This is a genomic window from Bradyrhizobium sp., from assembly GCF_016213215.1.
In the GTDB taxonomy this organism is placed as follows: Bacteria; Pseudomonadota; Alphaproteobacteria; order Rhizobiales; family Xanthobacteraceae; genus Bradyrhizobium.
Genome location: NZ_JACRAW010000098.1, coordinates 1 through 23,592, shown reverse-complemented (window position 1 = coordinate 23,592; position 23,592 = coordinate 1). Strand labels below are relative to the sequence as shown.

General features: G+C 63.8%; 22 protein-coding genes. 11 read left to right on the top strand and 11 right to left on the bottom strand.

The genetic code is table 11. The annotated features are described in order from the left end of the window. Positions 1–352: 352 nt before the first annotated feature. Both HY852_RS16925 and HY852_RS16920 read right to left on the bottom strand, forming a co-directional pair. Positions 353–598: a hypothetical protein gene (locus tag HY852_RS16925; protein WP_291605928.1), complete on the bottom strand. Its 246-nt coding sequence runs from the start codon at positions 596–598 to the stop codon at positions 353–355. A gap of 624 nt (positions 599–1,222) precedes the next feature. Continuing rightward, positions 1,223–1,705, bottom strand: a complete 483-nt coding sequence (locus tag HY852_RS16920; RefSeq protein ID WP_291605927.1) for a CinA family protein — start codon at positions 1,703–1,705, stop codon at positions 1,223–1,225. Between the two features lie 147 nt (positions 1,706–1,852). Here HY852_RS16920 and HY852_RS16915 point away from each other — a divergent pair, with 147 nt between their 5' ends. From HY852_RS16915 to HY852_RS16905, 3 genes are read left to right on the top strand one after another with little or no spacing between them, the layout of a single operon-like run. Further along, positions 1,853–2,938 (top strand): amidohydrolase family protein, encoded by a 1,086-nt coding sequence (locus HY852_RS16915; RefSeq protein WP_291605926.1) that lies wholly within the window; start codon positions 1,853–1,855, stop codon positions 2,936–2,938. After that, entirely contained in the window at positions 2,935–4,044 is a 1,110-nt protein-coding gene (locus HY852_RS16910; RefSeq protein WP_291605925.1) for an amidohydrolase family protein, read from the top strand. The genes HY852_RS16915 and HY852_RS16910 overlap by 4 nt, the downstream gene beginning before the upstream one ends. A gap of 60 nt (positions 4,045–4,104) precedes the next feature. After that, positions 4,105–4,518 (top strand): Rieske (2Fe-2S) protein, encoded by a 414-nt coding sequence (locus HY852_RS16905; protein ID WP_291605924.1) that lies wholly within the window; start codon positions 4,105–4,107, stop codon positions 4,516–4,518. Between the two features lie 46 nt (positions 4,519–4,564). Here HY852_RS16905 and HY852_RS16900 read toward each other — a convergent pair whose 3' ends face one another. Further along, positions 4,565–5,458, bottom strand: coding sequence for a transcriptional regulator GcvA (locus HY852_RS16900; protein ID WP_291605923.1), 894 nt, complete (start codon positions 5,456–5,458; stop codon positions 4,565–4,567). 111 nt (positions 5,459–5,569) lie between these two features. Here HY852_RS16900 and HY852_RS16895 point away from each other — a divergent pair, with 111 nt between their 5' ends. Further along, positions 5,570–5,773: a DUF1127 domain-containing protein gene (locus tag HY852_RS16895; protein ID WP_291605922.1), complete on the top strand. Its 204-nt coding sequence runs from the start codon at positions 5,570–5,572 to the stop codon at positions 5,771–5,773. 62 nt (positions 5,774–5,835) lie between these two features. Then, the gene (locus tag HY852_RS16890) at positions 5,836–6,453 is read left to right on the top strand and encodes a GNAT family N-acetyltransferase (RefSeq protein ID WP_291605921.1); all 618 of its coding nucleotides are present in this window, start codon (positions 5,836–5,838) and stop codon (positions 6,451–6,453) included. Here HY852_RS16890 and HY852_RS16885 read toward each other — a convergent pair whose 3' ends face one another. The 3 genes from HY852_RS16885 to HY852_RS16875 form a co-directional block, all read right to left on the bottom strand. After that, complete coding sequence (locus HY852_RS16885) at positions 6,454–7,284, bottom strand: enoyl-CoA hydratase (protein ID WP_291605920.1); 831 nt, start codon at positions 7,282–7,284, stop codon at positions 6,454–6,456. A gap of 126 nt (positions 7,285–7,410) precedes the next feature. Beyond that, positions 7,411–8,112 carry an SDR family NAD(P)-dependent oxidoreductase gene (locus HY852_RS16880; RefSeq protein WP_291605919.1) on the bottom strand — a complete coding sequence of 234 codons (702 nt, stop codon included), beginning with the start codon at positions 8,110–8,112 and terminating at the stop codon, positions 7,411–7,413. Positions 8,113–8,142: 30 nt separating this feature from the next. Beyond that, the gene (locus tag HY852_RS16875; RefSeq protein WP_291605918.1) at positions 8,143–9,138 is read right to left on the bottom strand and encodes a glutathione S-transferase family protein; all 996 of its coding nucleotides are present in this window, start codon (positions 9,136–9,138) and stop codon (positions 8,143–8,145) included. A 134-nt stretch (positions 9,139–9,272) separates the two neighbouring features. On the opposite strand from HY852_RS16875, the gene HY852_RS16870 reads away from it, so the two are divergent. Then, on the top strand, positions 9,273–11,057 hold the full coding sequence (locus tag HY852_RS16870) for an acyl-CoA dehydrogenase family protein (RefSeq protein WP_291605917.1): 1,785 nt from the start codon (positions 9,273–9,275) through the stop codon (positions 11,055–11,057). 88 nt (positions 11,058–11,145) lie between these two features. Further along, positions 11,146–12,234: a Zn-dependent alcohol dehydrogenase gene (locus tag HY852_RS16865; RefSeq protein WP_291605916.1), complete on the top strand. Its 1,089-nt coding sequence runs from the start codon at positions 11,146–11,148 to the stop codon at positions 12,232–12,234. 144 nt (positions 12,235–12,378) lie between these two features. Here the strand turns inward: HY852_RS16865 and HY852_RS16860 are convergent, their stop codons facing one another. From HY852_RS16860 to HY852_RS16840, 5 genes are all read right to left on the bottom strand, one after another. Then, entirely contained in the window at positions 12,379–13,851 is a 1,473-nt protein-coding gene (locus tag HY852_RS16860) for an amidase (protein WP_291605915.1), read from the bottom strand. A 184-nt stretch (positions 13,852–14,035) separates the two neighbouring features. After that, positions 14,036–15,007, bottom strand: coding sequence for an iron exporter MbfA (gene mbfA / locus HY852_RS16855; protein ID WP_291605914.1), 972 nt, complete (start codon positions 15,005–15,007; stop codon positions 14,036–14,038). Positions 15,008–15,404: 397 nt separating this feature from the next. Further along, a complete protein-coding gene (locus HY852_RS16850) occupies positions 15,405–16,574 on the bottom strand; it encodes an alpha/beta hydrolase (RefSeq protein ID WP_291605913.1) in 1,170 nt (389 codons plus the stop codon). Positions 16,575–16,708: 134 nt separating this feature from the next. After that, positions 16,709–18,253 carry an acyl-CoA synthetase gene (locus HY852_RS16845; protein ID WP_291605912.1) on the bottom strand — a complete coding sequence of 515 codons (1,545 nt, stop codon included), beginning with the start codon at positions 18,251–18,253 and terminating at the stop codon, positions 16,709–16,711. Positions 18,254–18,355: 102 nt separating this feature from the next. Further along, the gene (locus HY852_RS16840; protein WP_291605911.1) at positions 18,356–19,528 is read right to left on the bottom strand and encodes an acetyl-CoA C-acetyltransferase; all 1,173 of its coding nucleotides are present in this window, start codon (positions 19,526–19,528) and stop codon (positions 18,356–18,358) included. A gap of 141 nt (positions 19,529–19,669) precedes the next feature. On the opposite strand from HY852_RS16840, the gene HY852_RS16835 reads away from it, so the two are divergent. The 4 genes from HY852_RS16835 to HY852_RS16820 all read left to right on the top strand — a co-directional run. Beyond that, positions 19,670–20,338, top strand: a complete 669-nt coding sequence (locus tag HY852_RS16835) for a TetR family transcriptional regulator (RefSeq protein WP_291605910.1) — start codon at positions 19,670–19,672, stop codon at positions 20,336–20,338. 66 nt (positions 20,339–20,404) lie between these two features. Further along, a complete protein-coding gene (locus HY852_RS16830) occupies positions 20,405–21,163 on the top strand; it encodes an SDR family NAD(P)-dependent oxidoreductase (RefSeq protein WP_291605909.1) in 759 nt (252 codons plus the stop codon). 202 nt (positions 21,164–21,365) lie between these two features. Continuing rightward, positions 21,366–22,172: an enoyl-CoA hydratase-related protein gene (locus tag HY852_RS16825; protein WP_291605908.1), complete on the top strand. Its 807-nt coding sequence runs from the start codon at positions 21,366–21,368 to the stop codon at positions 22,170–22,172. Positions 22,173–22,213: 41 nt separating this feature from the next. Further along, a partial coding sequence (locus HY852_RS16820) for an AMP-binding protein (RefSeq protein WP_291605907.1) occupies positions 22,214–23,592 on the top strand: 1,379 nt, incomplete at its 3' end.

Here is a 23,592-nt window from a genome sequence, read left to right as displayed (position 1 = left end):
AAGGCGACGAAGCAATCGAGAGTGTCTCCGCGGGAACATTCTGGATTGCTTCGCTTCGCTCGCAAAGACGATATGGATTCAGTATCGTAGTATCGTAGGGCGGATCAGCGCGGCGTAATCCGCCGCTCAGCGTCGAACAAGGAGGCGGATTACGCCTTCGGCTAATCCGCCCTACGGTCTCTCGCGCCACAGAGCCGTCATTCCGGGATGCGTGCGGAGCACGCAGGCCCGGAATCCATTCGGCGGCTCGTTGCGCGGCCCGATGGATTCCGGGCTCGCGCTTCGCGCGACCCGGAATGACGGGTTATGTGGGAAACCGGTCTGCCCGACGGGCAAACCACCGCAAATCCTGTCAAGACTCCGCATCAAAAATATTTCGCTTTTCCCGAAACAGAAAACGGCGTATGTTGCCGGGCATCGCACCCGACACGAGGGGCGGATCGCGAGTCGTCACGAACTGCGCGGTGGGATGCGGTGGACGCGGCAGCGCCGGCGCGAGGTGCAAACCACAGGGCGGTTTCCGTGAGTGGTTCGCGGCGCGCAAAGACGAACGGCGCTGCAAGTTCGCTTCGTCAACAAATTCGATGAACTCGTGCACGAAATCATCGGACCCTGTGGCGAAGAACGAATTCCGCTTACGGCAAAACCGTGTGGTCTCGGCACCCGTTGCTGGTGTCAAGCTTTGCGGAGGTGCATCGACCCAACCGGGCTTGGATGTGCCGTCAATTCGCGAAGCGACGGAGGCAAGACGAATTCGTCTCCGGGGAGAGCGCGCCATAAGCCGTCAACCCACTGCGCAGGGAAGGCCGGGTGTCGTCGCTGTACCTGTATGCTCGTGTGCGGCTTTCTTGCGCTACTTGCACACGAGACCGCGGGTGCAGCGGGCACCCGGTCTTCCCTGCGCCCTCTTCCAGATAAGACTGCCAGATAAGAGGGTGAGGAACGAAGCAAAACTCGGGCAGAACATGCCGCGAGAATGCGATGTCGTGTCTGCTTCTTTGAAAGTTGAATCGGTGAGGCCGTTTTGATTCGTCATTGCGAGCGAAGCGAAGCAATCCAGAATATCTCCGCAGAAACATTCTGGATTGTTTCGTCGCTGACGCTCCTCGCGATGACGATGTGGATGCATGAGAACGCCATTCACTGGGTCGTCAAGCTAGGTGATGACCATCATTGGGGTGGCGAAGCGCTCACCACTAACTCCCCAATGGCGGCGGGAGACTCACCGCCCCAACTCCTTCAGCAGCAAATTCATCGCCGTCGCGGCGAAGGCGTGCATGTTGGCGCGGCGGTCGCTGAGGCCGGTCTCCAGCGTCGTGACCTTCGTCTCCGCGCCCGCGACCGCCATGCAGCTGTGGCCGGCGGCATCGCCATAACGGTTGCCGGCAGGTCCCGCGGCACCGGTTTCCGAAACGCCCCAGTCGGCACCAAAGCGGCGTCGGATCTGTTCGGAGAGCAGCTTGGCGTAAGGCTCCGATGCCGAGCGGATGCCCCGCATCGCATCATCGGGAATGTCCATGAGGATACGCCGCGCATCGCGGGTATAGACCACCGCGGAGCCGAGGAAGTAGGCGGATGCGCCGGGCACGGCGAGCAGCGCAGCCGAAATCAGCCCGCCGGTCGAGGATTCCGCGACCGCGACGGTCTGTTTGCGCTCAACCAGTGTCGCGGCGATCTGTTCCGCAATGATGACAAGTTCTTTCATCCCCGGCCTCCCTGAAAAATCCGTCAGTCTTCACTAGCACATGATCACGCGCCCTGCCGTGTTGCGGCGGCGGCGGAGGCCTGCTTGAATAGCGCAACAAGGCTGCGCGGCCAAACTGACTGAAAAGCCGGCCGAAGAGGAAACGTGATGGCACAACTCATCGCCGGCGGCGTGGATTGCGACGTGCACCCGGCGGTGCCGCATCTCACCAGCCTGCTGCCCTATCTGAACGACTACTGGCGCGACCAGGTGACGACGCGCGGCATGACCGATCTCGTCTCGCAATCCTATCCGGCCAACTCGCCGATCTCGGCGCGGCCGGATTGGCGTCCCGACACGGGCAAGCCGGGATCGAGCCTGCATGACATGCGCCGCCATGTGCTCGATCCTTTCAAGGTCAGCCACGCGATCTGCAATCCGCTCTATGGCGTGCAGATGGTGTTTTCCGAAGACATGGCCGACGCGTTCTGCCGCGCGCTGAACGACTGGCTGGCGAGGGAGTGGCTGGACGAGGAGCCGCGGCTGCGCGGCTCGATCGTGATCCCCGTGCAGAGCGTTGCGAAATCGGTCGCGGAAATCGAGCGCTGCGCGAGCGACCCTCGCTTCGTCCAGGTGCTGATGCTGGTGATGGGCGACGTGCCGCTCGGAAAGCGCAGCCTGTGGCCGATCTATGAGGCGGCCGAACGGCATGGCCTTCCGGTCGGCATCCATGCCGGCGCGAACTATCACAACCCGCCGACTTCGGTGGGCTGGGGTTCCTATCACATCGAGGACTATGTCGCGCAGGCGCAGGCGTTCCAGACCCAGCTCACCAGCCTGATCGTCGAGGGCGTGTTCGCCCGCTATCCCCGGCTGAAGATGGTGATGCTGGAGTCCGGGTTCACCTGGCTGCCGCCCTATCTCTGGCGGCTGCACAAGTTCTGGCGCGGCGTCCGCATGGAGACGCCATGGGTGGATCGGCCGCCGCTCGAGATTGTGCGCAGCAACATCCGCTTCTCACTGCAACCGATCGATGCGCCGCCGGACGGAACGACATTAAATCGCCTGTTTGATCATATGCAGTCCGACGAATTGCTCCTATTCTCTACTGACTATCCGCACTGGCAATTCGACGGCGACGACGCACTGCCGCCAGGACTTTCCGCCGATCTCGTGCGCAAGATCATGATCGACAATCCGCTCGCGACTTACTCGCGCCTGAATGAGCCGTCGCCAAAGGAGGCAAGGCCATGAATATCCAGTACCGCGACCGACCCGAGCCTGCTTCCCCCGTCTCGATCAAGACCGCGATCGCCGACTGTGACATTCATCCGACCCGCGCCACCAGGACCGAGCTCTACCCCTACCTCGCCAAACGCTGGCAGGAGCATCTCGAAACCTACGGCGTGCATGCCTATCAGGGCATGATGGACGGCCCGCCCTATCCCAAGGCCCAGCCCAATGCTTCGCGCCGCGACGCCTGGCCGCCGGAAGGCGGCCCGCAGGGTTCCTCGCTGCCGTTCATGCAGAAGCAGCACCTCGATCCCAACAACGTGACGCTCGGCATCCTCAACCCGCTCGCAAGCGGGCAGGGCATCCGCAATCCCGAGCTGAGCGCGGCGCTGTGCTCGGCGATCAACGACTGGCAGATCGAGAAGTGGACGAGCAAGGACCATCGCCTCAAGGCGTCGATCGTCGTCGGCAACGAGGACGCGGTGAGCGCGGCGGCTGAAATCCGCGAGCGCGCGGGAGACAGGAATTTCGTGCAGGTGCTGCTGCTCAGCCGCAACGTGGAGCCGCTCGGCAAGCGTCGCTACTGGCCGATCTACCAGGCGGCGGAAGAGGCCGGGCTTCCGGTCGGCATTCATGCCTTCGGCTTCGGCGGCAATCCGATCACGCCGTCGGGCTGGCCCAGCTACTACATCGAGGAGATGGTCGGCCATTCGCAGTGCCAGCAGTCGGCGCTGGCGAGCATCGTGCTGGAAGGCGCGTTCGAGCGCTTCCCCAGGCTGAACATGGTGATGATCGAGGCCGGGTTCGGCTGGGCGCCGTCGCTGTGCTGGCGCCTGGACAAGGTATGGCGACGGCTGCGCAGCGAGGTGCCGCACGTGCGGCGACCGCCGTCGGACTATATTCGCGAGCATGTCTGGTGGACGACGCAGCCGATGGAGGATCCGGAGCACCGCGATCATCTGTTCGATGTGATCAAGTGGATCGGCTGGGACAGGCTGCTGTTCGCGACCGATTATCCGCATTGGGATTTCGACGAGCCGTCGCGGGTGTTGCCGCCCGGTGTTTCCGAGGCCAATCGCGAGGCGTTCTATCTCGGCAATGCGCGCAAGCTGTACCGGATCAATTGATCGCATGATCCGAAAGAGCGGCTACCGGTTTCTCGAACAAATTATGCGAAAAAGATAAGTATGGCCCGTCACGTCATCGCGCCGGTGGATGAACTGCCCCCAGGCACGCGCAAATTCCTCGAAATCGACGGCCGGCCGATCGCGGTGTTCAACATCAATGGCGAGTTTTTCGGGCTTCTCAATCGTTGCCCGCACCAGGGCGCCGCGCTGTGCGAAGGTCCGCTGATCGGCCTCGCGCAATCCAAAAATCCCGGCGAGATCGAATACACCCGGCTGGGCGAGATCATCCGGTGTCCGTGGCACGGCTGGGAGTTCGACGTGCGCACCGGGCAATCCTACTGCGATCCCCGCCGCTTCCGCGCCAAGGCCTATCCGGCTCACGTCGAGCCGGGCGCGAATGTGGTGAAGGGGCCCTATGTGGCGGAGATCGTCGCGGTCCGGGTCGAGAGCGACTATGTGGTGGTCGATCTCTGATCGTGCCGTGACCGGCGCGCGCTTTCATCGTCCTCCCGCAGCGGTTTCACGCCTTGTTCTGCGCCGAGGCGGTCAGCCACTGCCGGAATGCGGCGAGCTTTGGCGCGTCGGCGCGCGCCTGCGGCGTGACCAGATAGAAACCGGCATTCGCCGGCAGCGCGATCCTGAACGGGACCACCAGCCTGCCCTTGGTGATGTCGTCCTGAACGTAGGTGGTGCGGCCCATGGCGATGCCGAGACCGTCGATCGCCGCCTGCACAGTCATGAACATCAGATCGAAGGTGACGCCCGGCTGCTTGGAGATGTCGGTCGGCAGGCCGGCGGCCGTGAGCCACAGCCGCCAGTCGTCGCCGTTGATGGCATGAAGCAGCACGTGATCCTTGAGGTCTTCCGGAGAGCGCAGCGGCTTGTCGCCGGTCAGCAGCGCCGGGCTGCAGACCGGAAACAGTTCATCCGCCATCAGCCAGTCGGCGCGAACGCCCGGCCACTGGCCGCGGCCGTAGCGGATCGCGGCATCGACCTTGTCGCGCTCGAAATCGACCAGGCTGGTCGAAGTGGCAATGCGGACGTCGATGCCGGGGTGGGACTCCTGGAAATCGGCAAGGCGCGGCAGCAGCCACTTGGCGGCCAGCGAAGCGAGGGTCGAGACGGTCAGCACGTGACCGTCGTCGCGGCGAAGCAACCGGTCGGTCGCAAGCTTGAGGTCGTTGAAGGCGGCGCGAACCCCGGGAAGATACTCGCGCGCTTCGGCCGTCAGCGACAGCGAGCGGTTCTGCCGCACGAACAGGCGCAGCCCCAGTTCTTCCTCGAGCCGGCGGATCTGATGGCTGATCGCGGTCTGGGTGACGTTCAGCTCGGCCGCGGCCTGGGTGAAGCTCAAATGCCGGGCTGCGGCCTCGAAAGCCCGTAGTCCGTTCAAGGAAGGCAGCCTGGCGCTCATGGCCGGTTCCATCTCATGAATTTATTTCATCCGAAACGGTACAAATTGTCGTTTGTGGAAGCCGAATAACGGACAGATATTACCGCTGAAGGTTAGATACAGGAGTGGAAAATGTCCATCCTTGCCCACCAAACGATGACAAATCATCATGCGCCAGGCCTGCTCTCCCAGCTCGCCGAAACGATTCATCTGTGGCGCGAGCGTTACCGGACCCGGCGTGAGCTTGCCCAATGGACTGACCGCGATCTCCAGGACATCGGCGTCAGCCGGAGCGATGTCGCCTTTGAAACCGAAAAACCCTTCTGGCGGGCCTGAACGGCGGCCAGGTGCCGGCGCCGCCAATGGGGCGCCGGTCTTTTCCTCAAAGGGAGCGTGTCATGGGGCGCCTGTGGGTGGATCAGCCGGAGCAGCATTCCGATACGCTGCATACGCGCGACGGTGAGGTCGTGACGGTTCGCCTCGTCGGGCCTGACGATGCCGAGGAGCTGCAGCATTACTTCCGGTCGCTCTCGGCCCTCTCGCGCTACAACCGCTTTTTCGGCGCGATCGGCGAATTGCCGCCGTCCCTGCTCGATCAATTCGTGCGTGTCGGCGACAACGGGCGCTTCACCGTGGTCGCGAGCATGATGATCGAAGGTTTCGAGACGGTGGTCGGCGAGGCCCGCTACGCCTTTCACGCCGACACGTCGAATTTCGAATTCGGCCTTTCGATCGACGACCGCTGGCAGGGACACGGCATCGGCGCGGCGCTGCTGAAGAACCTGGAATGCCGGGCCGCCGCGCTCGGCGCGGAGCGCATGTTCGGCGACACGCTGCGCTCGAACGAGGCGATGATGTCTCTGGCGCGCGGCCGCGGCTTTTCATTCACCGGGCATCCCGATGACTGGAAGCTGGTGAGATTCGAAAAACAAATCGATTTCCAGCCCAGCGAAATTCCCTGCGCGAGCTGGCGTCTTGCCGCCGAGGCGCGGGCGTTGAGTGGAGCGGTGAGTTGATCAGTTTCCCTTGAAAACCGGCTTGCGCTTTTCGATGAAGGCCTGCACCGCCTCGCGGTGGTCCGCCGTGGTTGTCAGCCGGGTCAGGCGTTCGGCTTCGTGGTCGCGGGCGGTCGCGAAGTCGAACAGCAGGGCCTCGTCGAGATTGTCCTTCATGTAGCGCAAGGCAAGCCGGGGTCCTTCGGCAAAGGATTTCGCTAGGGCAAAGGCTTCCGCCTGCAGCGTCTCGTCCGGGACGACGCGGTTGACAAGGCCGATGGCTTCACACCTTGCCGCCTCGACCTTGTCGCCGGTGAACATCAGTTCGCGCGCCCGCGCCGTGCCGACCAGCCGCGTCAGCAGCCAGGCGATGCCGTAATCGCCGCTCAGGCCGACGCGCAAGTAGCCGGTGGAGACGAAGGCCGATTGGGCCGCGATGCGGATATCGCAGGCCATGGCGATCGCAAGCCCGGCACCTACCGCCGGACCGGGCAGCGCCGCAATGGTCGGCTTGCGCACCGACGCCAGCGCGCCGGTGAGGAGCCGCTGCCGTTCCTGCAGGTCGGCGACCTTGTCCTCAAAGGACATTTCGAGCTTCCTCTTGTCGCGATGCGCGCCCATGCCCTTCACATTCCCGCCGGCGCAGAAGGCCTCGCCGGCGCCGGTTATCAGCAGCGCGCCGACGTTCGGATCCTCGCCGCAGGTCCTGATCATGTTGCGCAAGGCCGGCGTCAGATTGTCGGAAAGCGCGTTGCGCGCTTCCGGGCGGTTCAACGTGATGACCGCGACGCCGTCGCGGATGGCACACAGCAGTTCGTCCGTGCCGGTGTCGATGATGGTTTCGGTGCCCATTGATGTCCCCCAACCTCGTCCTTGCGAGCGAAGCGAAGCAATCCAGAACTGTCCTGCGGACACAGTCTGGATTGCTTCGGTCGCTTCGCTCCTCGCAAAGACGACGGTACTAATGCCGTCATGCGCTCAAAACTTCTCCACCCAGGGCCGCAATTCCATTTCCCAGGTCCAGGCGCTGCGCGGCTGCTGCAGCACGCTCCAATAGCTTTCCGCAATGGCATCGGGATCGAGCATCGAATCCGGCCGGTCCAGCGCCTCGGTGCGCGCCGCGCTGCGGATGCCCCCGTCGATCACGAAATGCGCGATATGGATGCCTTGCGGGGACAACTCGCGCGCCATGCTCTGGGCGAGGCCACGCAGCGCGAACTTGCCCATCGCGAACGGCGCCGATTGCGCATAGCCTTTGACGCTGGCGGAAGCGCCGGTGAACAGGATCGCGCCGTGCTTGTTCGGCAGCATTCGCCGTGCCGCCTGTTGCGCCACCAGGAAGCCGCCGAAGGCGCTGACCGCGATCGATTGCTCAACTTCCGCCGGGATCAGGTCGACGAACGCCCCGCGCGTCCGCCCGCTGGCATTATAGACGACCAGATCGGGTGTGCCGATCTCGCGCTCGACGAGGCCGAACAGGCGCTCGACCTCCTCCGCTTGCGTGGCATTGCAGGCAAAAGCCCGCGCGCCGGTTTCACTGCACAACGCGCCGAGCTTTTCGATCCTGCGCGCAGCGAGCGCGACGCGAAGGCCCTGGCGCGCAAACAATCGCGCCAGCGAGGCGCTCAATCCTTCGCCGGCGCCGACGATCAGTGCGATGTTGTACTTCGGACGTTCCATAAGGGTCCTCACTGAGCGTGAGCTGCGAATCTAGGTACCCAGGCCATCGAGGCAACCCGTGGCGTGCAGGATCGGATCGAGCGCCGCCTTGTCGGCAACGGCGGCATATTTCGCGCGCAGCATGGCGAGCGAACGCGCGTGATACTTCTGCGGCTTCTGGGTCCAGATCTTGCCGTCGAGGATCACGCTGAATTCTTCCTGGCCGTCGGCCAGCGCCTCTTCGTTGGCCAGCGTCCAGGGCATGAAGCGCTCGCCGATCTGTTCGCTGAGGATCGGCATCAAGGTCGGCGCCAGCCGGTCCCACGTCTCGAAATCGCCTTCCGCGCGCGGCCACAGCATGCGGTGCACCCAGTCGAGCACGTGTGGCGCATTGCCTTCGATCAGCGCGCCGGCGGTCGGATCGGTCCACAGCTCATAGAACTGGCCCCACAGGCCGAAATCGCCGTAGGCCGGACGGGCGCCGAAAAGATACGGGCGGGCTTCCAGATGTCTCTCGAGGAGTTCGAGCATCTCGACAAAGCCGGTCTCGATCTGCGGTGTGGTTACGACGTTGGAGCCGACGAACCAGATCCGGTCCACCATCCGGGTGCGGATCTGCTCTGCAAGCTTGTCGTGCTGCGCCTCGCCGGCTGTCGGCGCGCGCATCCGCGCGATGCGTCCGGCCGAGCTCTTCTGGTCGACCTCGCGCGCCCAGCGGTAATGAAACATCCATTTGTTCCCCCACTCGTCGCCGAACTCCTCGATCAAGGCCGAGATGAAGCCGAGCGGACCGCCGGGATGGACCGAGGGCTCCGGGTAGAGCTTTTCGAAATGGTCGATGATCGGAGTCGAATCCTGAATGCCACTACCTTCGGGCGTCACCACCAGCGGAATGATCGGCAGCTTGGCGTATTTCTCGTAGTCCGCCTGGCTGGCGCTGTTCCTCAGGATCCATTGATGCGGAAGAGCTTTGTAGCGGAAATAGGAGCGGACTTTGACCGAGTAGGGCGACATCTCGGCGCCGAAGATGCGATAGCGCTCCGCCATGGGGCTCTTCTCCCGGTGCATTGCCTGGTGGCTTTATTCGCCGCCGCATTTCGAGCATGATCCACATCATTGAATGCGGCAAGCGATAAAGCCGCTGCGGGAAATAATCCGCGGGACGGAAACAAAGAACCAGCATGCACCAGTTCAAGCGACCGAATGACGCCACCGCGCAGGCCACACGGCCGGGACTGCTCGCGCCCGACACGACAGGCATGAATTTCTACCGCGCCGACCCGTCACTCGCCGATCTGTTGCGCGTCCATTTGCCGGAGGCGCTGTTCCGCCATATCGAGCCGCATCTCGATCGGCTCGGCGAACTCGCCGGCGGGTATCTCGACGAATGCGCCCGTCTCGCCGATCGCCACGTGCCGGTGCTCCACCAGCGCGACCGTTTCGGCCGCGACATGCAGTGGGTCGAATATCATCCCGCGTATATCGAACTCGAACGGGCCGCGTTCGGCGAATTCGGCATTCACGCGCTGTCGATCCGCAAGGGCATTATGGGCTGGCCGAACAAATATCCCGTTGTGGCCAAGCACGCCTTCACCTTCCTGTTCAACCAGACCGAATTCGGGATGGGATGCCCGATCAACGTCACCGACGGCTGCGCGAAATTGCTCGCGAATTTCGGCAGCGAGGCGCTGAAGGCAAAGTATCTCGATGGATTGACGCAGACCGACATGAGCAAGCTGACCCAGGGCGGTCAGTTCATGACGGAGAAGGAAGGCGGCTCCGACGTCGGTACGCTGACCACGGTCGCGGTGCCCGAAGGCGAGCACTGGCGTCTCTACGGCGAAAAATGGTTCTGCTCGAACGCCGATGCCGAGATCGTGATGCTCCTGGCGCGGCCGGAAGGCGCCGGCCCCGGCACGCGCGGCGTCGGCCTGTTCCTGATGCCGCGCTGGCTCGATGACGGCACGCAGAACCATTATCGGATCGTGCGATTGAAGGACAAGCTCGGCACCCGCTCGATGGCGTCGGGCGAGATCAAGCTGGAAGGCGCGATCGCCTATGCGGTCGGCCGGCTCGACCGCGGCTTCGTACAGATGGCGGAAATGGTCAATTCCTCGCGCCTGTCCAACGGCGTCAAATCCACCGCCCTGATGCGCCGCGCCTGGCACGATGCCATGACCGTGGCGAAGAACCGCATCGTGTTCGGCAGCCGCATCATCGACCTGCCGCTCGGGCAACGGCAACTGATGAAGATCATGCTGCCGACCGAGCAGGCGCTCTCGATGAGCTTCATCACGGCCGATGCGCTCGATCGTGCCGAGGCCGGCAGCCAGAATGCCGCGGCGCTGCTCCGCATCCTGACTCCGACCCTGAAATTCCGCGCGACGCGCGATGCGCGCAAGGTCTGCGGCGATGCGCTGGAGATGCGCGGCGGCATCGGTTATGTCGAGGACTTCGCCACCGCACGCCTGTTGCGCGATGCGCATCTGGGCTCGATCTGGGAAGGCACCGGCAACATCGTCGCGCTCGATGCGCTCAAGCGCGCGGTCGGGCGCCATGGCGCGGAATCGGCGCTCGCCGCCGACCTGCACGCCCGGCTTGACGACAGCGCGAACGTCCCGCAGGCTTGGCGCGACCGCCTGCGCGGGCTGACCGACCGCGCCATCGGCTTCGCGCGCGAGGTCGCCAGCCGCGCCGACAACGAGTCCGAGGCGCGACGCGCCACCAGCCTGCTTTACCATCTCGCAAGCGCCGTGATGCTGGCGTGGGAGGCGGGACGCATTCACGACGCGCGCGACGATGCCCGCAGGCTGCTGCTGTCGCGCCTGGTGATCGATCACCGGGTGCTGCCGAGCGATCCGTTCCGGGTCGCGGAAAATGCTGCGCAACAGGCGATCGCAAGTCACTTGCTCGGCGAGCGGGCCGTCGGCATGGCCGAGGTTGGCGAACTGGTTTCGGCAGCGTAGCCTCTCTGCTGCCGCGAGCGCATTCCACCTTTCCCATGGGAGAGGTGAAGATCGCGCTGCAATGACAAGACAACACGAGGAAACGCTGATGAAGGCCGCCGTCCTGTATGAAGTGAACAAGCCGCTGGTGATCGAGGACGTCAGCCTGCCGAAACCCGGCCCGCGCGAAGTGTTGATCCGCACGGCAGTGGCCGGCCTCTGCCATTCCGACCTGCATTTCATGGAAGGGCTCTATCCGCATCCGCTGCCGGCGGTGCTCGGCCATGAATCAGCCGGCGTGGTCGAGCAGGTCGGCTCGGACGTCACCTATGTGAAGCCGGGTGACCACGTCGTGACGTGCCTGTCCGTTTTCTGCGGCACGTGCGAGAATTGTACCACCGGACGCACCGTGCTGTGCACCGACACCACGGTGAAGATGCTGCCCGGGGTGTCCAACCGCCTGCAATGGTCGCGGCCGGAGAAGCTGCACCAGTTCCTTAATCTGTCGTCGTTCGCCGAGCAGATGCTGGTGCACGAGAACGCCATCGTGAAGATTCGCAAGGATATGCCGCTCGATCTCGCCGCGCTGATCGGCTGCGGCGTCATCACCGGTTACGGTGCCGTCGTGAACACCGCCCAGGTCCGGGCCGGCGAGACGGTCGCGGTGATCGGCTGCGGCGGCGTCGGCATGGCCGCGATCAACGGCGCCCAGATCGCCGGTGCCGGCCGCATCATCGCCATCGATACCAACCCGGCCAAGCTGCAGCTGGCGACGAAGCTCGGCGCCACCGACATCGTCGATCCCAGGAACGGCGACGTGGTGCAGCAGGTGCGCGAGTTGACCGGCGGCGGCGTGCATCATGCCTTCGAGGTGCTCGGCCGCAAGGAGACCGCGGAGCAGGCCTTCGGCATGCTCGCGTCGGGCGGCACCGCGACCATCGTCGGCATGATTCCCTACGGACAGAAGATCGAACTGCACGGCTTCGACTTTCTGCGCGAACGCAGGATCCAGGGATCGTCGATGGGGTCGAACCATTTCCGCGTCGACATGCCGCGCCTGATCGATTTCTACCTGCGCGGCAGGCTGCACCTGGAAGACTGGATCTCGGCAAAGCTCAAGCTCTCCGAGATCAACGAAGGCTTCGCCGCCATGAAGGCCGGCAAGACGCTGCGCAGCGTCATCATGTTCGATAGCTAGTAGATGTCGTTCCGAGGTGGCGCAGTGCCGAACGCAGGATCTTGACGTTAAGCACCGTCATTGCGAGCGAAGCGAAGCAATCCAGAATGCGGCAACACACTGGATTGCTTCGTCGCTTCGCTCCTCGCAATGACGCGGGAGAAGCTAATCGTCAAACATCGGCGGTGGCGTGAAGCCGCCGAATTCGCGCTCGATCAGTTCGGCCACTTTTATCGGGGTGCGATCCTCCAGCCACGGGCCGACGATCTGCACGCCGAGGGGCAGGCCGTCGCGCGACAGCCCGAGCGGAATGGACGTGGCCGGCAGCCCGGGCAAGGTTGCGATGCCGGGCCAGGCGAGCTGGTCGGTGTAGGGATAATCCGTGCCGTCGATATTGATGCGGCGCTGCTCCTGCGGCTCCGAATGATCGTGCGGGTAGGCCGGTGTCGGCATGATCGGGCAGATCACGGCATCGAAACTCTTGAACAGTTCCCGCCATTGCGCGCGCAGGCCTGCGCGCGCACCCTCATCGAACACCCAGGCACGGTGGCTCATCGTCATGCCGCGCAGGCGTTCGGCGCGAAGACTCCTGTCCTCGGGCGAAAGCTTCGCCGCTTCGGCCTGCACGCCGGCATGGACCTCCGGCAAGAAGAACGCGCCGAGAAACGCCATCAGCATGCGCATGTAGAGCCGCGAGGATCCGGTGAAGTCGGGAAACAGCGGGCTCTCGCGCGCGATTCTCGCGCCGGCTTTGGTCAACTGGTTCGCGAGTTTCTCGATCGCGCCGCGAATCTCCTCGTTCGCCGGCAGCAGTGGGTGGCTGTCGACCACCAGCATGCGGAAGTCCTTCAATGACTCATGGCGGGCTCCCGGCAAGACGAGCCTGTAGCCGACGCCCGCTTCCAACGGATCGGGACCCGCGATGACGTCGAGCAACAGCGAAAGATCGGCGGCCGATCGCGCCATCGGCCCGATCACGGCCATGTCGCGGTCCATCGGAATGGACGGAAGCGGCGGCGGCGTGTGGCCGCGCAGCGCGCACAGGCCGTAGGTCGGCTTGTGGGCGTAGACGCCGCAATGGAAGGCCGGCACGCGCAGCGAGCCGCCGATGTCGGATCCGAGCGACAGCGGACCGTAGCCGGCGGCGAGCGCCGCCCCCGAGCCGCCGGACGAGCCGCCCGGCGTGCGGCCGAGGTGATAAGGATTATTGGTCGTGCCGTAGATGTCGTTGTAGCTCTGCCAGTCGGCAAGGCCGACCGGCACGTTGGTCTTGCCGACAACAACAGCGCCGGCGTCCTTCACGCGCGTGACGGCAAGAGCGTCCTCCGCTGGGCGGAAATTCCTTTGGGGCACGTAGCCCCACGTCGTGGGCAGGCCCGCGACGTTGAAGGATTCCTTCACCGTCAGCGGCAGGCCCAGCAGCCGCTTGCGCTCGCCGCGCGAACGCGCATCGTCGGCGTCGCGCGCCGCGGCAAGCGCGCGATCAAAATCGCGCACGCAAACGGCATTGATCTTGCCGTCGTATCGCTCGATGCGGTCGATAGCGTCCCGGGTGAGTTCTACCGACGAAACCTTCTTTGCGGCAAGCGCGGCCGACAGCTCGATCGCGCTCTCAAAACTCCATTGCGACTTGGCCAAGGCATCCTCCTGATCTCCCTGCGGATGATGCTCAGTCTAACCGATGGCCGCAAGCCGAGTTTGACCGCAATTGCCGTCAGGAGACACTATCCGTGATCCGCTGCATCACGCGACCGCGAAAAACAATCCTGTGTGGCAGATTGCGCACACCGTGCCGATCAGGCTCATCCGGAACTTGAACTGCCTACGCCGCTCCGATCAGAATTCCGACGCCGAGCACGATGACGCCGCCGAGCACGATCTGGAAAACCGCCTGCAGGAACGGCGTATCCATGTAGCGCGCGCGGATGTAGGCGATGGCCCACAGCTCGAAAAAGACGACGACGCACGCGATCGCGGTCGCGATCCAGAACGCGTTGGCCCACGAGTCCGGCACGAGATAGGGCGCGGTATGGCCGAGCCCGCCCAGCGTCGTCATCAGTCCGCAGGTCAGGCCGCGCAACCACGGCGAACCGCGCCCGGTGAGCGAGCCGTCGTCCGACAGTGCTTCGGCAAAGCCCATGCTGATGCCGGCGCCGATCGAGGCGGCAAGACCGACGAGGAAGGTCTGGAAATTCTGGTGGGTGGCAAAAGCCGCGGCAAACAACGGCGCCAGGGTCGAAACCGAGCCGTCCATCAGACCGGCGAGGCCCGGCTGGACATATTGCAGCACGAACATGCGGCGGCGCGTCTGTTCTTCAGCCTCCCGCACGCCGGGACTGAGAATCTCGCCGGTCAACTTGACCGCCTTCTTCTCGTGGCCCTTCTCCGCTTCGGCGAGATCGCCCAGCAGCCGGCGCACACCGACGTCCTGCGTCTGTTCGGCGGCCTTGACGTAAAAGCGCTCGGCCTCGAACTCCATGGTCGAGACTTCCTTGCGGATGGTGTCGAGCGACAGGTTCTTGGTGAGCCAGATTGGGCGCCGGCGCAGAAAGCCCTTGACGTCTTCGCGTCGGATCGGCGGCAGGTTCGGTCCGAAGCGCTCTTCGTACAGCTTGAGCAGCATGTGGCGATGACCGCGTTCCTCCTCGGCCATCTGCTCGAACAGTTTTGCCGAGTCCGGATAACGCTCTTTCAGATCCTCAGCGAACGTCGCGTAGATGCGGCTGTCCTGCTCCTCGGCAGCGATGGCCACCGCGAGCACTTCACGCTCGGTCAGTTCGGAAAAGTTCTTCATCGAGGCGTCCGGGAAAATTTAGAACTGTTCTAAATGATATTGGCGGAATTGGATGTGGTCAAATTCACGGCCGCAAGGTCATGCCGACGGCCGAATCGTGAATCGGAACCTACCGCATGGCAAGGTTCGAGTCTCTGCTGCGTGCGGAAGCGCTGATGGGGTCAAATACGGGTTAACGAGCGTCGGCTTGCATCCGAGGCGGTGCAGGCTCGAAATTCAGAGATAAGCGGGAAGCGACAACCTTCGTGCGGACGGCTCGCATGAGCAGGTCTGCTGCCGAGTGTGTCCTCGGAAGGCAATCGAGCTGCTTTGCCCCCATGAAAGCGAACTCGACTAGGCGATTGGGTCGGTTCCCGTTGGGCTCGGCCCTGCTGCCGGCGATGTCGATTCGAGGAGGCTACTTGCTGCGGCCGCCTTGGGCCTGTCGCAGAAAATCAAGCAGCAAGCGGCCGACCTCGCCGGGCTGTTCCTGCTGAACCCAATGTCCTGCACCCTCGACAAGGTGACAGGACAGCATGTTGGTGCAGACGCTCGTCTGCATCGTCTCGAACACGCCGGGACGCTGATACGTGCCCCAGTCCTGCCTGCCCGAGATGAAGCAGGATGGAATGTCGATGGTGCGACCGGCAAACAGCTGCAGCTCGCTGTCGAAGGCGCCTGAGGTGCCGCAGCGATACCATTGCAGCCCGCCCTGGAATCCGGTGCGCGCATATTCGGTACTGTAGAAGGCAAGCTCGCTTTCGGGCAGCCACCGGTTCGCTGCGACCTCGGCAGGCGAGGGCATTTCCTCCGCCACCGTGTCCGGCATGGTCCTGGCGAAGTCCATCACATAATAGGTCGGCAGCTTGGCCAGTTCGCCCGCTGACCACGATTGCAGCGGATAAGGCCTGTTCTCCTTCCAGTCCGCGCTCTTGTGATGATAGTACGCGCGCAGGAAACCGTGGATGCCCTGCGGCGCGCCGACCATGTCCGCGTTCGCCGCGCGCGTCGAGTAGTACCATTGATAGTGCTTGCGTGGCCGAGGTAACGCGGCGAGTTCGCGGTGCACCGGATCTTCCGGGCGAGGCGTCTTCGGACTGTCTGCGGTGTCGAACGGCAGCGGCGGCGGCCCGCCGAACGGCGCGCTCATCATCACCACCGATCGGAATACGTCGGGCCGCACCAGAGCGCACCACGCCGCGACCGGGCTGCCGAAATCGTGCCCGATCACGGCATCGACCGCGCGATAGCCAAACGCCGAGACGAGGCCGAGCGCGTCGCGCACGAGATTGAGAAAGCGGAACGGTGCGAGATCGCCGTCGTAATCGGCACTCCAGCCGGTGGTGCGGCCATAACCGCGCTGATCCGGCGCGATCACGTGATAGCCCGCCTGCGCGAGCGCCGGCATCACCTTGCGCCAGCTGAAGGCGAGTTCCGGAAAACCGTGCAACAGGAGCAGGCACGGCCGGCCGCGCGTCTCGAAGCCGGCTTCCAACACATGCATGAAGAGGCCGTTGATGTCCTCGACGTAACGCGAGCGAATGCCGGCGGGCAGGGAGATATCGGGGAGATAAGTCGTAGTGGTCATGGGCGCACTCCGTCCTCATGATGGGAGGCGCGCAAGCGCCGTCCTCCGGACGACGCTGCGCATTGCCATGAGGCCAAGATAACCTCATCCTTCAAGACGCGCGCAAGAGCGCACCCCCAGGATGAGGGAGTGCGCTAGATCTTCACCGCCGTCTTTGGCCAGTAGCGGTCGCGCAAATGGCGCTTGACCAGCTTGCCGGTGGGCGTGCGCGGCAGTTCGGCCGCGAAGTCGATCGAGCGCGGGCATTTGATCGCCGACAGGCGTTCCTTGCAGAAGGCGATCAATTCGGCCTCGAGCTCACTGCCGGCCTCTTTCATGTCGTGCGGCTGCACCACCGCCTTGACCTCTTCGCCCATGTCCGCGTTGGGCACGCCGAAGACGGCGACGTCGGCCACCCTGGGATGAGTGATCAGCACGTCCTCGGTCTCCTGCGGATAGATGTTCACCCCGCCGGAAATGATCATGTAGGACTTGCGGTCGGTGAGATAGAGAAAGCCGTCGTGATCGAGATAGCCGACGTCGCCGAGCGTCGACCAGCCTTTCGAGTTGTAGGCGCGTTGCGTCTTCTCGGGATCGTTGTGATAGGAGAACACCGGCGCATCGGCGAAATAGACGGTGCCGATCTCGCCCGCCGGCAGCTCCTGATCGTTCTCGTCCAGGATCTTGATCTTGCCGACCACCGCGCGGCCGACGCTGCCGCGATGCTCGAGCCATTGCTGCGAAGTGCAGACGGTGACGCCATTGCCTTCCGAACCGGCGTAGTACTCGATCAGGATCGGTCCCCACCATTCGATCATCTTCGCCTTGACATCGACCGGACAGGGCGCCGCGGCGTGGATCGCGCCCTTGAGCGATGAGACGTCATAGTGCTTGCGCACCTCCTCCGGCAATTTCAGCATGCGCACGAACATGGTCGGCACCAGCTGCGACTGGGTCACCTTGTATTTCTCGACCAGCTTCAAGAAATCCTCGGCGTCGAACGATTCCATGATGATGGAGGTGCCGCCAAGGATGATCGCCATCATGTTGAAGCGCAGCGGCGCGGCATGATAGAGCGGCGCCGGCGACAGATAGATGCTGTTCTCGCCCATGCCGCACATGTCGGCGCAGAGGATCTTCAGGAACTGGTTCGGCTCATCGATCGGCTTGTGCTCGTGCTCGCGCTTGATGCCCTTCGGCCGGCCGGTCGTGCCCGACGAATACAGCATGTCGTATCCGGCCACTTCGTCGGCAATCGGCGTCGTCGGCTGCGCACTCGCTTCCTTGTCCCAGGAGCGGAAACCCGGCAGCGGTTCGTCGAGTATGTAGAACAGCGGCTCGCCCGCCTCGCCCTTGATCAGCCCCTCGATCTGCTCGGCGCATTTCGGCGAGGTGATCACCACCTTGGCGCCGCAATCCTTGACGATGTAGTCGATCTCGTCCTGTTTCAGGTAGCGGCTGATGGCAGTGTAATAGAGGCCGCTGCGCTGGGCCGCCCAGCAGATCTCCATGAACGCGAGCCGGTTCTCGATCAGTAAGGCGATGTGGTCGCCGGTCTTAAGACCGAGCGAACGAAACAGGTGCGCCCCCTGGTTGGAGAGTTCGTCGAGCTCGCGGTAGGTGATGGCCTTGCCGGTAGAGGCCATCTGATAGGCGATCTTGTCGGGATGCGTGCGGGCGTGGACGGAAGGGTGGGTCATGGCATCTCCTAAACATGCGAATGGCGAGCAGGGGATGGCGAATTAGGGAGGATTGCCGCGCCCTATCACCACTCCCTGCTCGCCATTCGCTATTCGCGCGTTTCAGAGTCTCTCGACGATCGTCACGTTGGCCATGCCGCCGCCTTCGCACATGGTCTGCAGGCCGTAACGCTTGTTGCGCTGCTTCAACGCATGGATCAGCGTCGTCATCAGCTTGGTGCCGGAGCCGCCGAGCGGATGGCCGAGCGCGATCGCGCCGCCATTGACGTTGAGGCGGGCCGGATCGGCGCCGGTGGTCTTCAGCCACGCGGTCGGCACCGAGGCGAACGCCTCGTTGACCTCGAACAGGTCGATGTCGTCGATCTTCATGCCGGCCTTTTCCAGCGCGCGCTTGGTCGCATGGATAGGCGCATCCAGCATGATTACGGGATCGCCGCCCATCATGGTCATGTGGTGCACCCGCGCGAGCGGCTTCACGCCGAGCGCCTTGAGGCCGCGCTCGTTGACCACCATGACGCCCGAGGCGCCGTCGCAGATCTGGCTGGAGCTTGCCGCGGTCAGCTTGCCGTTCTCGGCGATCAGCTTGACGCCCCTGATGCCATCGAGGCTGACGTCGAAGCGAATGCCCTCGTCGATGTGGTGGATATCCTTCGAGCCGTCGGCGCGGTTGATTTCGACCGGCACGATCTCCTGCTTGAATTGGCCTCCTTGCGTCGCCGCGATGGCGAGCTGGTGACTCTGATAGGCAAACTGGTCGAGTTCCTCTTTGGAGAGGCCGTACTTCTCGGCCATCATTTCCGCGCCGGTGAACTGGCTGAACACGATGTTGGGATATTTCTTCTCGAGGTTCGGGCTCTTGGAGGTGCCGAACCCGTTCTTCGCCGGCAATTGCGAGGACAGGCCCATCGGCACCCGGGTCATCGACTCGACGCCTGCGGCGATCACGATGTCCATGGCGCCGGACATCACGGCCTGTGAGGCGAAATGCAGCGCCTGCTGCGAAGAGCCGCACTGGCGGTCGACCGAGGTGGCGGGCACGCTCTCCGGCAGCTTGGAGGCCATCACCGCGTTGCGGGCGATGTTGCCGGACTGTTCGCCGACCTGCATCACGCAGCCCATGATCACGTCCTCGACCTGGGCGGGATCGATCTTGGTGCGGTCGACCAGTTCGTCCAGCACTTTGGCGGCGAGGTCGGCCGGATGCCAGCCGGCGAGGCGTCCTCCCTTGCGTCCGCCGGCGGTGCGGGCAGCAGCGACGATATATGCCTCGGCCATTTCGGTATCTCCCTGATTGTTCTCGATGGCGCTCAATGATGGGCGCGGATTAAAGGGGTGGCTGGACATTTAGTCAATCGATCAATTAACTCTTGTGGTAAGGCGCTGCATCGGGTTATCTGCAGCGCTTCCGACAGGCGGATGGGCTCGCAGTTGAATACCGGCGTACCGAACAGAGTTGCCAACGGCAAGAACACCACTGCCGAGAAATTGCTGGTCGCCGCCAGCGAGTTGATGATCGAGCGTTCCTCGATCGAGATCTCTCTGAGCGACATCGCCCAGAAGTCCGGCGTCAACGCCGCGCTGGTGAAATATCACTTCGGCAACAAGGACGGCCTGTTGCTGGCGCTGCTCGCGCGCGACGCCGCGACCGAGGTCACCAACCTCGAATATCTCCTGACCCAGCCGATCAATCCGACGGCGAAGCTGAAGCTTCATATCGGCGGCATCATTCGCGCCTATTACCGGTTCCCCTACATGAACCGGCTGATCCATTACCTTCTGCACGAGTCGACTGCCGAATCCGCCAACGAGGTTTCGAAGTTCTTCGTGGCGCCGTTGCTCGACTTCCATCGCCGCCTGCTGGCCGAGGGCGTCGAGGCCGGCGAGTTCCGCAACACCGATCCGGTCCTGTTCTATACGAGCCTGATCGGTGCCTGCGATCACCTGTTCTTCGGAAGGCATGCGATGTCGCGCGCCACCGGCGTCGGCCCGGTTACCGACGAAGTCTGCAGGCAATACGTCCGGCACATGGAAACGCTGATCTGCGGCGGCATCCTGACAGAACGTGACGGAGCCGCCGCCGGATGATCCGCTCTCATTGAGTTCTCAAGTCCAGAGAAGAAACGCCAAGGAAGGTAAGGAAAGGTTCTTGCGATGCAGTTGAAAGACGTAGCTGTTGTCATCACCGGCGGTGGTTCGGGCCTTGGTGCCGCGACCGCGCGTGCCATGGCCGCCAAGGGCGCCAGGATCGGCGTGCTCGACCAGAGCAAGGAAAATGCCGAGAAGGTCGCCGCCGAAGTGAAGGGCGTTGCCCTGCATGCCGACGTGACCGACGAGGAACAGGTCAAGGCGGCGCTCGCCAAGGCGGAAGCCGCCCACGGCATTGCACGTGTGCTGATGAACTGCGCCGGCATCGGCGGTTCGCAGCGCATCGTCGGCAAGGACGGCGTCTATCCGCTGGCGAAGTTCGCCCGCATCATCAACGTCAACCTGATCGGCACCTTCAACTGCCTGCGGCTGTTCGCCGAGCGCCTGGTGACCGCGGAGCCGATCGGCGAAGAGCGCGGCGTCATCGTCAACACCGCTTCCGTCGCGGCTTTCGAAGGCCAGATCGGCCAGATCGCCTATTCGGCCTCGAAGGGCGGCGTGGTCGGCCTCACCCTGCCGGCGGCGCGCGATCTCGCCCAGCACAAGATCCGCGTCAACACCATCGCGCCCGGCCTGTTCTTCACGCCGCTGCTGATGGGTCTGTCCGAGGAAGCCCGCAAGAGCCTGGGCGCCCAGGTGCCGCATCCGGCGCGGCTCGGTGATGCCTCCGAGTACGGCGCGCTCGCGGTCCATCTCGTCGAGAACCCGATGCTCAACGGCGAGACCATCCGCCTCGACGGCGCGATCCGCATGGCGCCGCGGTAACGCATGCTCTTCTTCCCTTCTCCCGTTGTGGGAGAAGGTGGAGCGCTTGGGCGCGCCATTGCGCGCCTGAGCGCGCCGGATGAGGGGTTCTCTCCGATGGCAACCCCTCATCCAACCGAATGTTGGGCTCGCAGCGATCATGCCCTCTCCCACAAGGGGAGAGGGCACAATAACCGGCTCCGGAATGCCGGAGGGAGGAAACATGACCCAACCGCTCGTGATCGAGCATGACGACGGCGTTGACCGGGTGACGCTCAATCGTCCGGAGAATCTCAATGCGCTCGATCCAGCTCTGATCGATGCGCTTAACGATTATTTCCACGGCCTGCAACGCAACCGCACCACGCGCGTCGTCGTGCTGAAAGGCGCCGGCAAGAATTTCTGCGCCGGCCTCGATCTCAAGCATGCGATGGCCCGCCGCGCCGGCCAGCAGGAGCCGCCCGGCGTCACAGAGTCTTTGGACTCGCAGCGCCGCATTGCCGACATCGTGATGCTGATGCGACGTTGCCCGCAGCCGGTCATCGCCCTGGTGCAGGGAGCGGCGGCCGGCGGCGGCTTTGCGCTGGCACTGGCCTCCGACATTCGGATTGTCACCAGATCGGCGCGAATGAATTGCGCTTTCATCAAGCTCGGCCTCGGCGGCTGCGATATCGGCACCAGCTATTTCCTGCCCCGTCTGGTCGGCGTTTCGGTCGCCTCCGAACTGATCCTGACCGGCCGCTTCATCGGCGCCGAGCGCGCGCTTGCCGTCGGCCTCGTCTCGGAAGTGGTCGACGAGGACAAGCTCGAGCTTGCTGCCGAGCCTTATGTCGAAGCGATGATGACGGCGTCACCAATCGGCCTTAGGCTATCGAAGGAATGTCTCAACATGAGCGTCGATGCGCCTTCGCTCGAAGCTGCCATCGCCATGGAGGACCGTAACCAGGTGCTGTGCAGCCGGTCGGAAGATTTCAACGAAGGCATCAGGGCCTTTCTTGAGAAACGAAAGCCTGTCTATATCAGGCGCTAACGACAAAGATCCGCCAAGGACAAATTCCGGGAGACGCAAAAATGGACGGCAGTGCGGCGGCGGTACTCACCAAGCCGGCTTTCAAGAAGATCGATTGGTTGAAACGCGACATTGCGGTCGAGCGGCGCGAGGATGGCACGATCATCCTGAAGTCGCGCATACCGCTTCAAACCTACGAGACGCACATCCCGGCGTCGCTCGCCAAATGGGCCAAACAAGCGCCGGAGCGCACCTGGCTGGCGCAGCGCACCGGACCCGAGCGGCAGTGGCGACTGCTGTCCTACGGCGAAGCCAAGCACATCGTGGACGGGCTGACGCAGGGGCTGCTCAATCTCGGCCTCGACGAAGGACGTCCGGTCACGATCCTGTCCGGCAACTCGATCGAGCACGCGCTGTTGACGCAGGCGGCGATGCAGGCGCGCCTGCCGGCCGCGCCGGTATCCCCCGCCTATTCCTTGATGAGTCACGACCACGCCAAGCTGAAGTACCTGTTCGAGCTGGTCAGGCCGGCGGTGGTGATGGTGCAGGACGGGCCGACCTTCGAGAAGGCGCTCAAGGCCCTCGACCTTCAAGGCGTCACCGTGATCCACGTCGCGCGCCCGTGCGACGGCATCAAGAGTGTCAGCTTTGCCGAACTCGCGGCAACGCCGGTCACGGCGAGTGTTGAGGCGTCGAATGCCAGGATCACGCCGGACACTGTCGGCAAGCTGCTGTTCACCTCGGGCTCGACCGGCATGCCCAAGGCCGTCATCAACACTCAGCGCATGATGTGCGCCAACGCGGCGATGATGATGCAGGTTCGGCCGCGCGATCCCAACGGACCGGTTGCGACCTACCTCGACTGGATGCCGTGGAATCACACCATGGGCGGCAACGCGCTGTTCAATCCGGTGCTGATCGAGGGCGGCACGCTCTATATCGATGACGGCCGGCCGATGCCGGGCCAGTTCGAGGAGACGATCCGCAACCTGCGCGAGGTTTCGCCGACCTATTACGCGAACGTGCCGGCCGGCTATGCGGCGCTCGCCGCGGCCATGGAGAAGGACGATGCGCTGTGCCGCAGCTTCTTCAAGAATCTCGGCCTGATGGCCTATGGCGGCGCGCGCCTGCCCGACGATCTCTATGAGCGCATGCAGGCGCTGGCCGTACGCGCCACCGGGCAGCGCATCGTGTTCTACACCGGCTGGGGCTCGACCGAGACCGCGCCGACCTCGACGGGCACCTATTGGGACACCGAGCGCGTCGGCCTGATCGGCCTGCCATTCCCCGGTGTCGAGCTGAAGATGGTGCCGTGCGGATCGAAATACGAACTGCGCCTGCGCGGCGTCAACGTCACGCCCGGCTATTTCGGCCGGCCCGATCTCACCGAGGCTGCGTTCGACGAGGAAGGTTTCTACTGCATCGGCGACGCCGGCGTGTT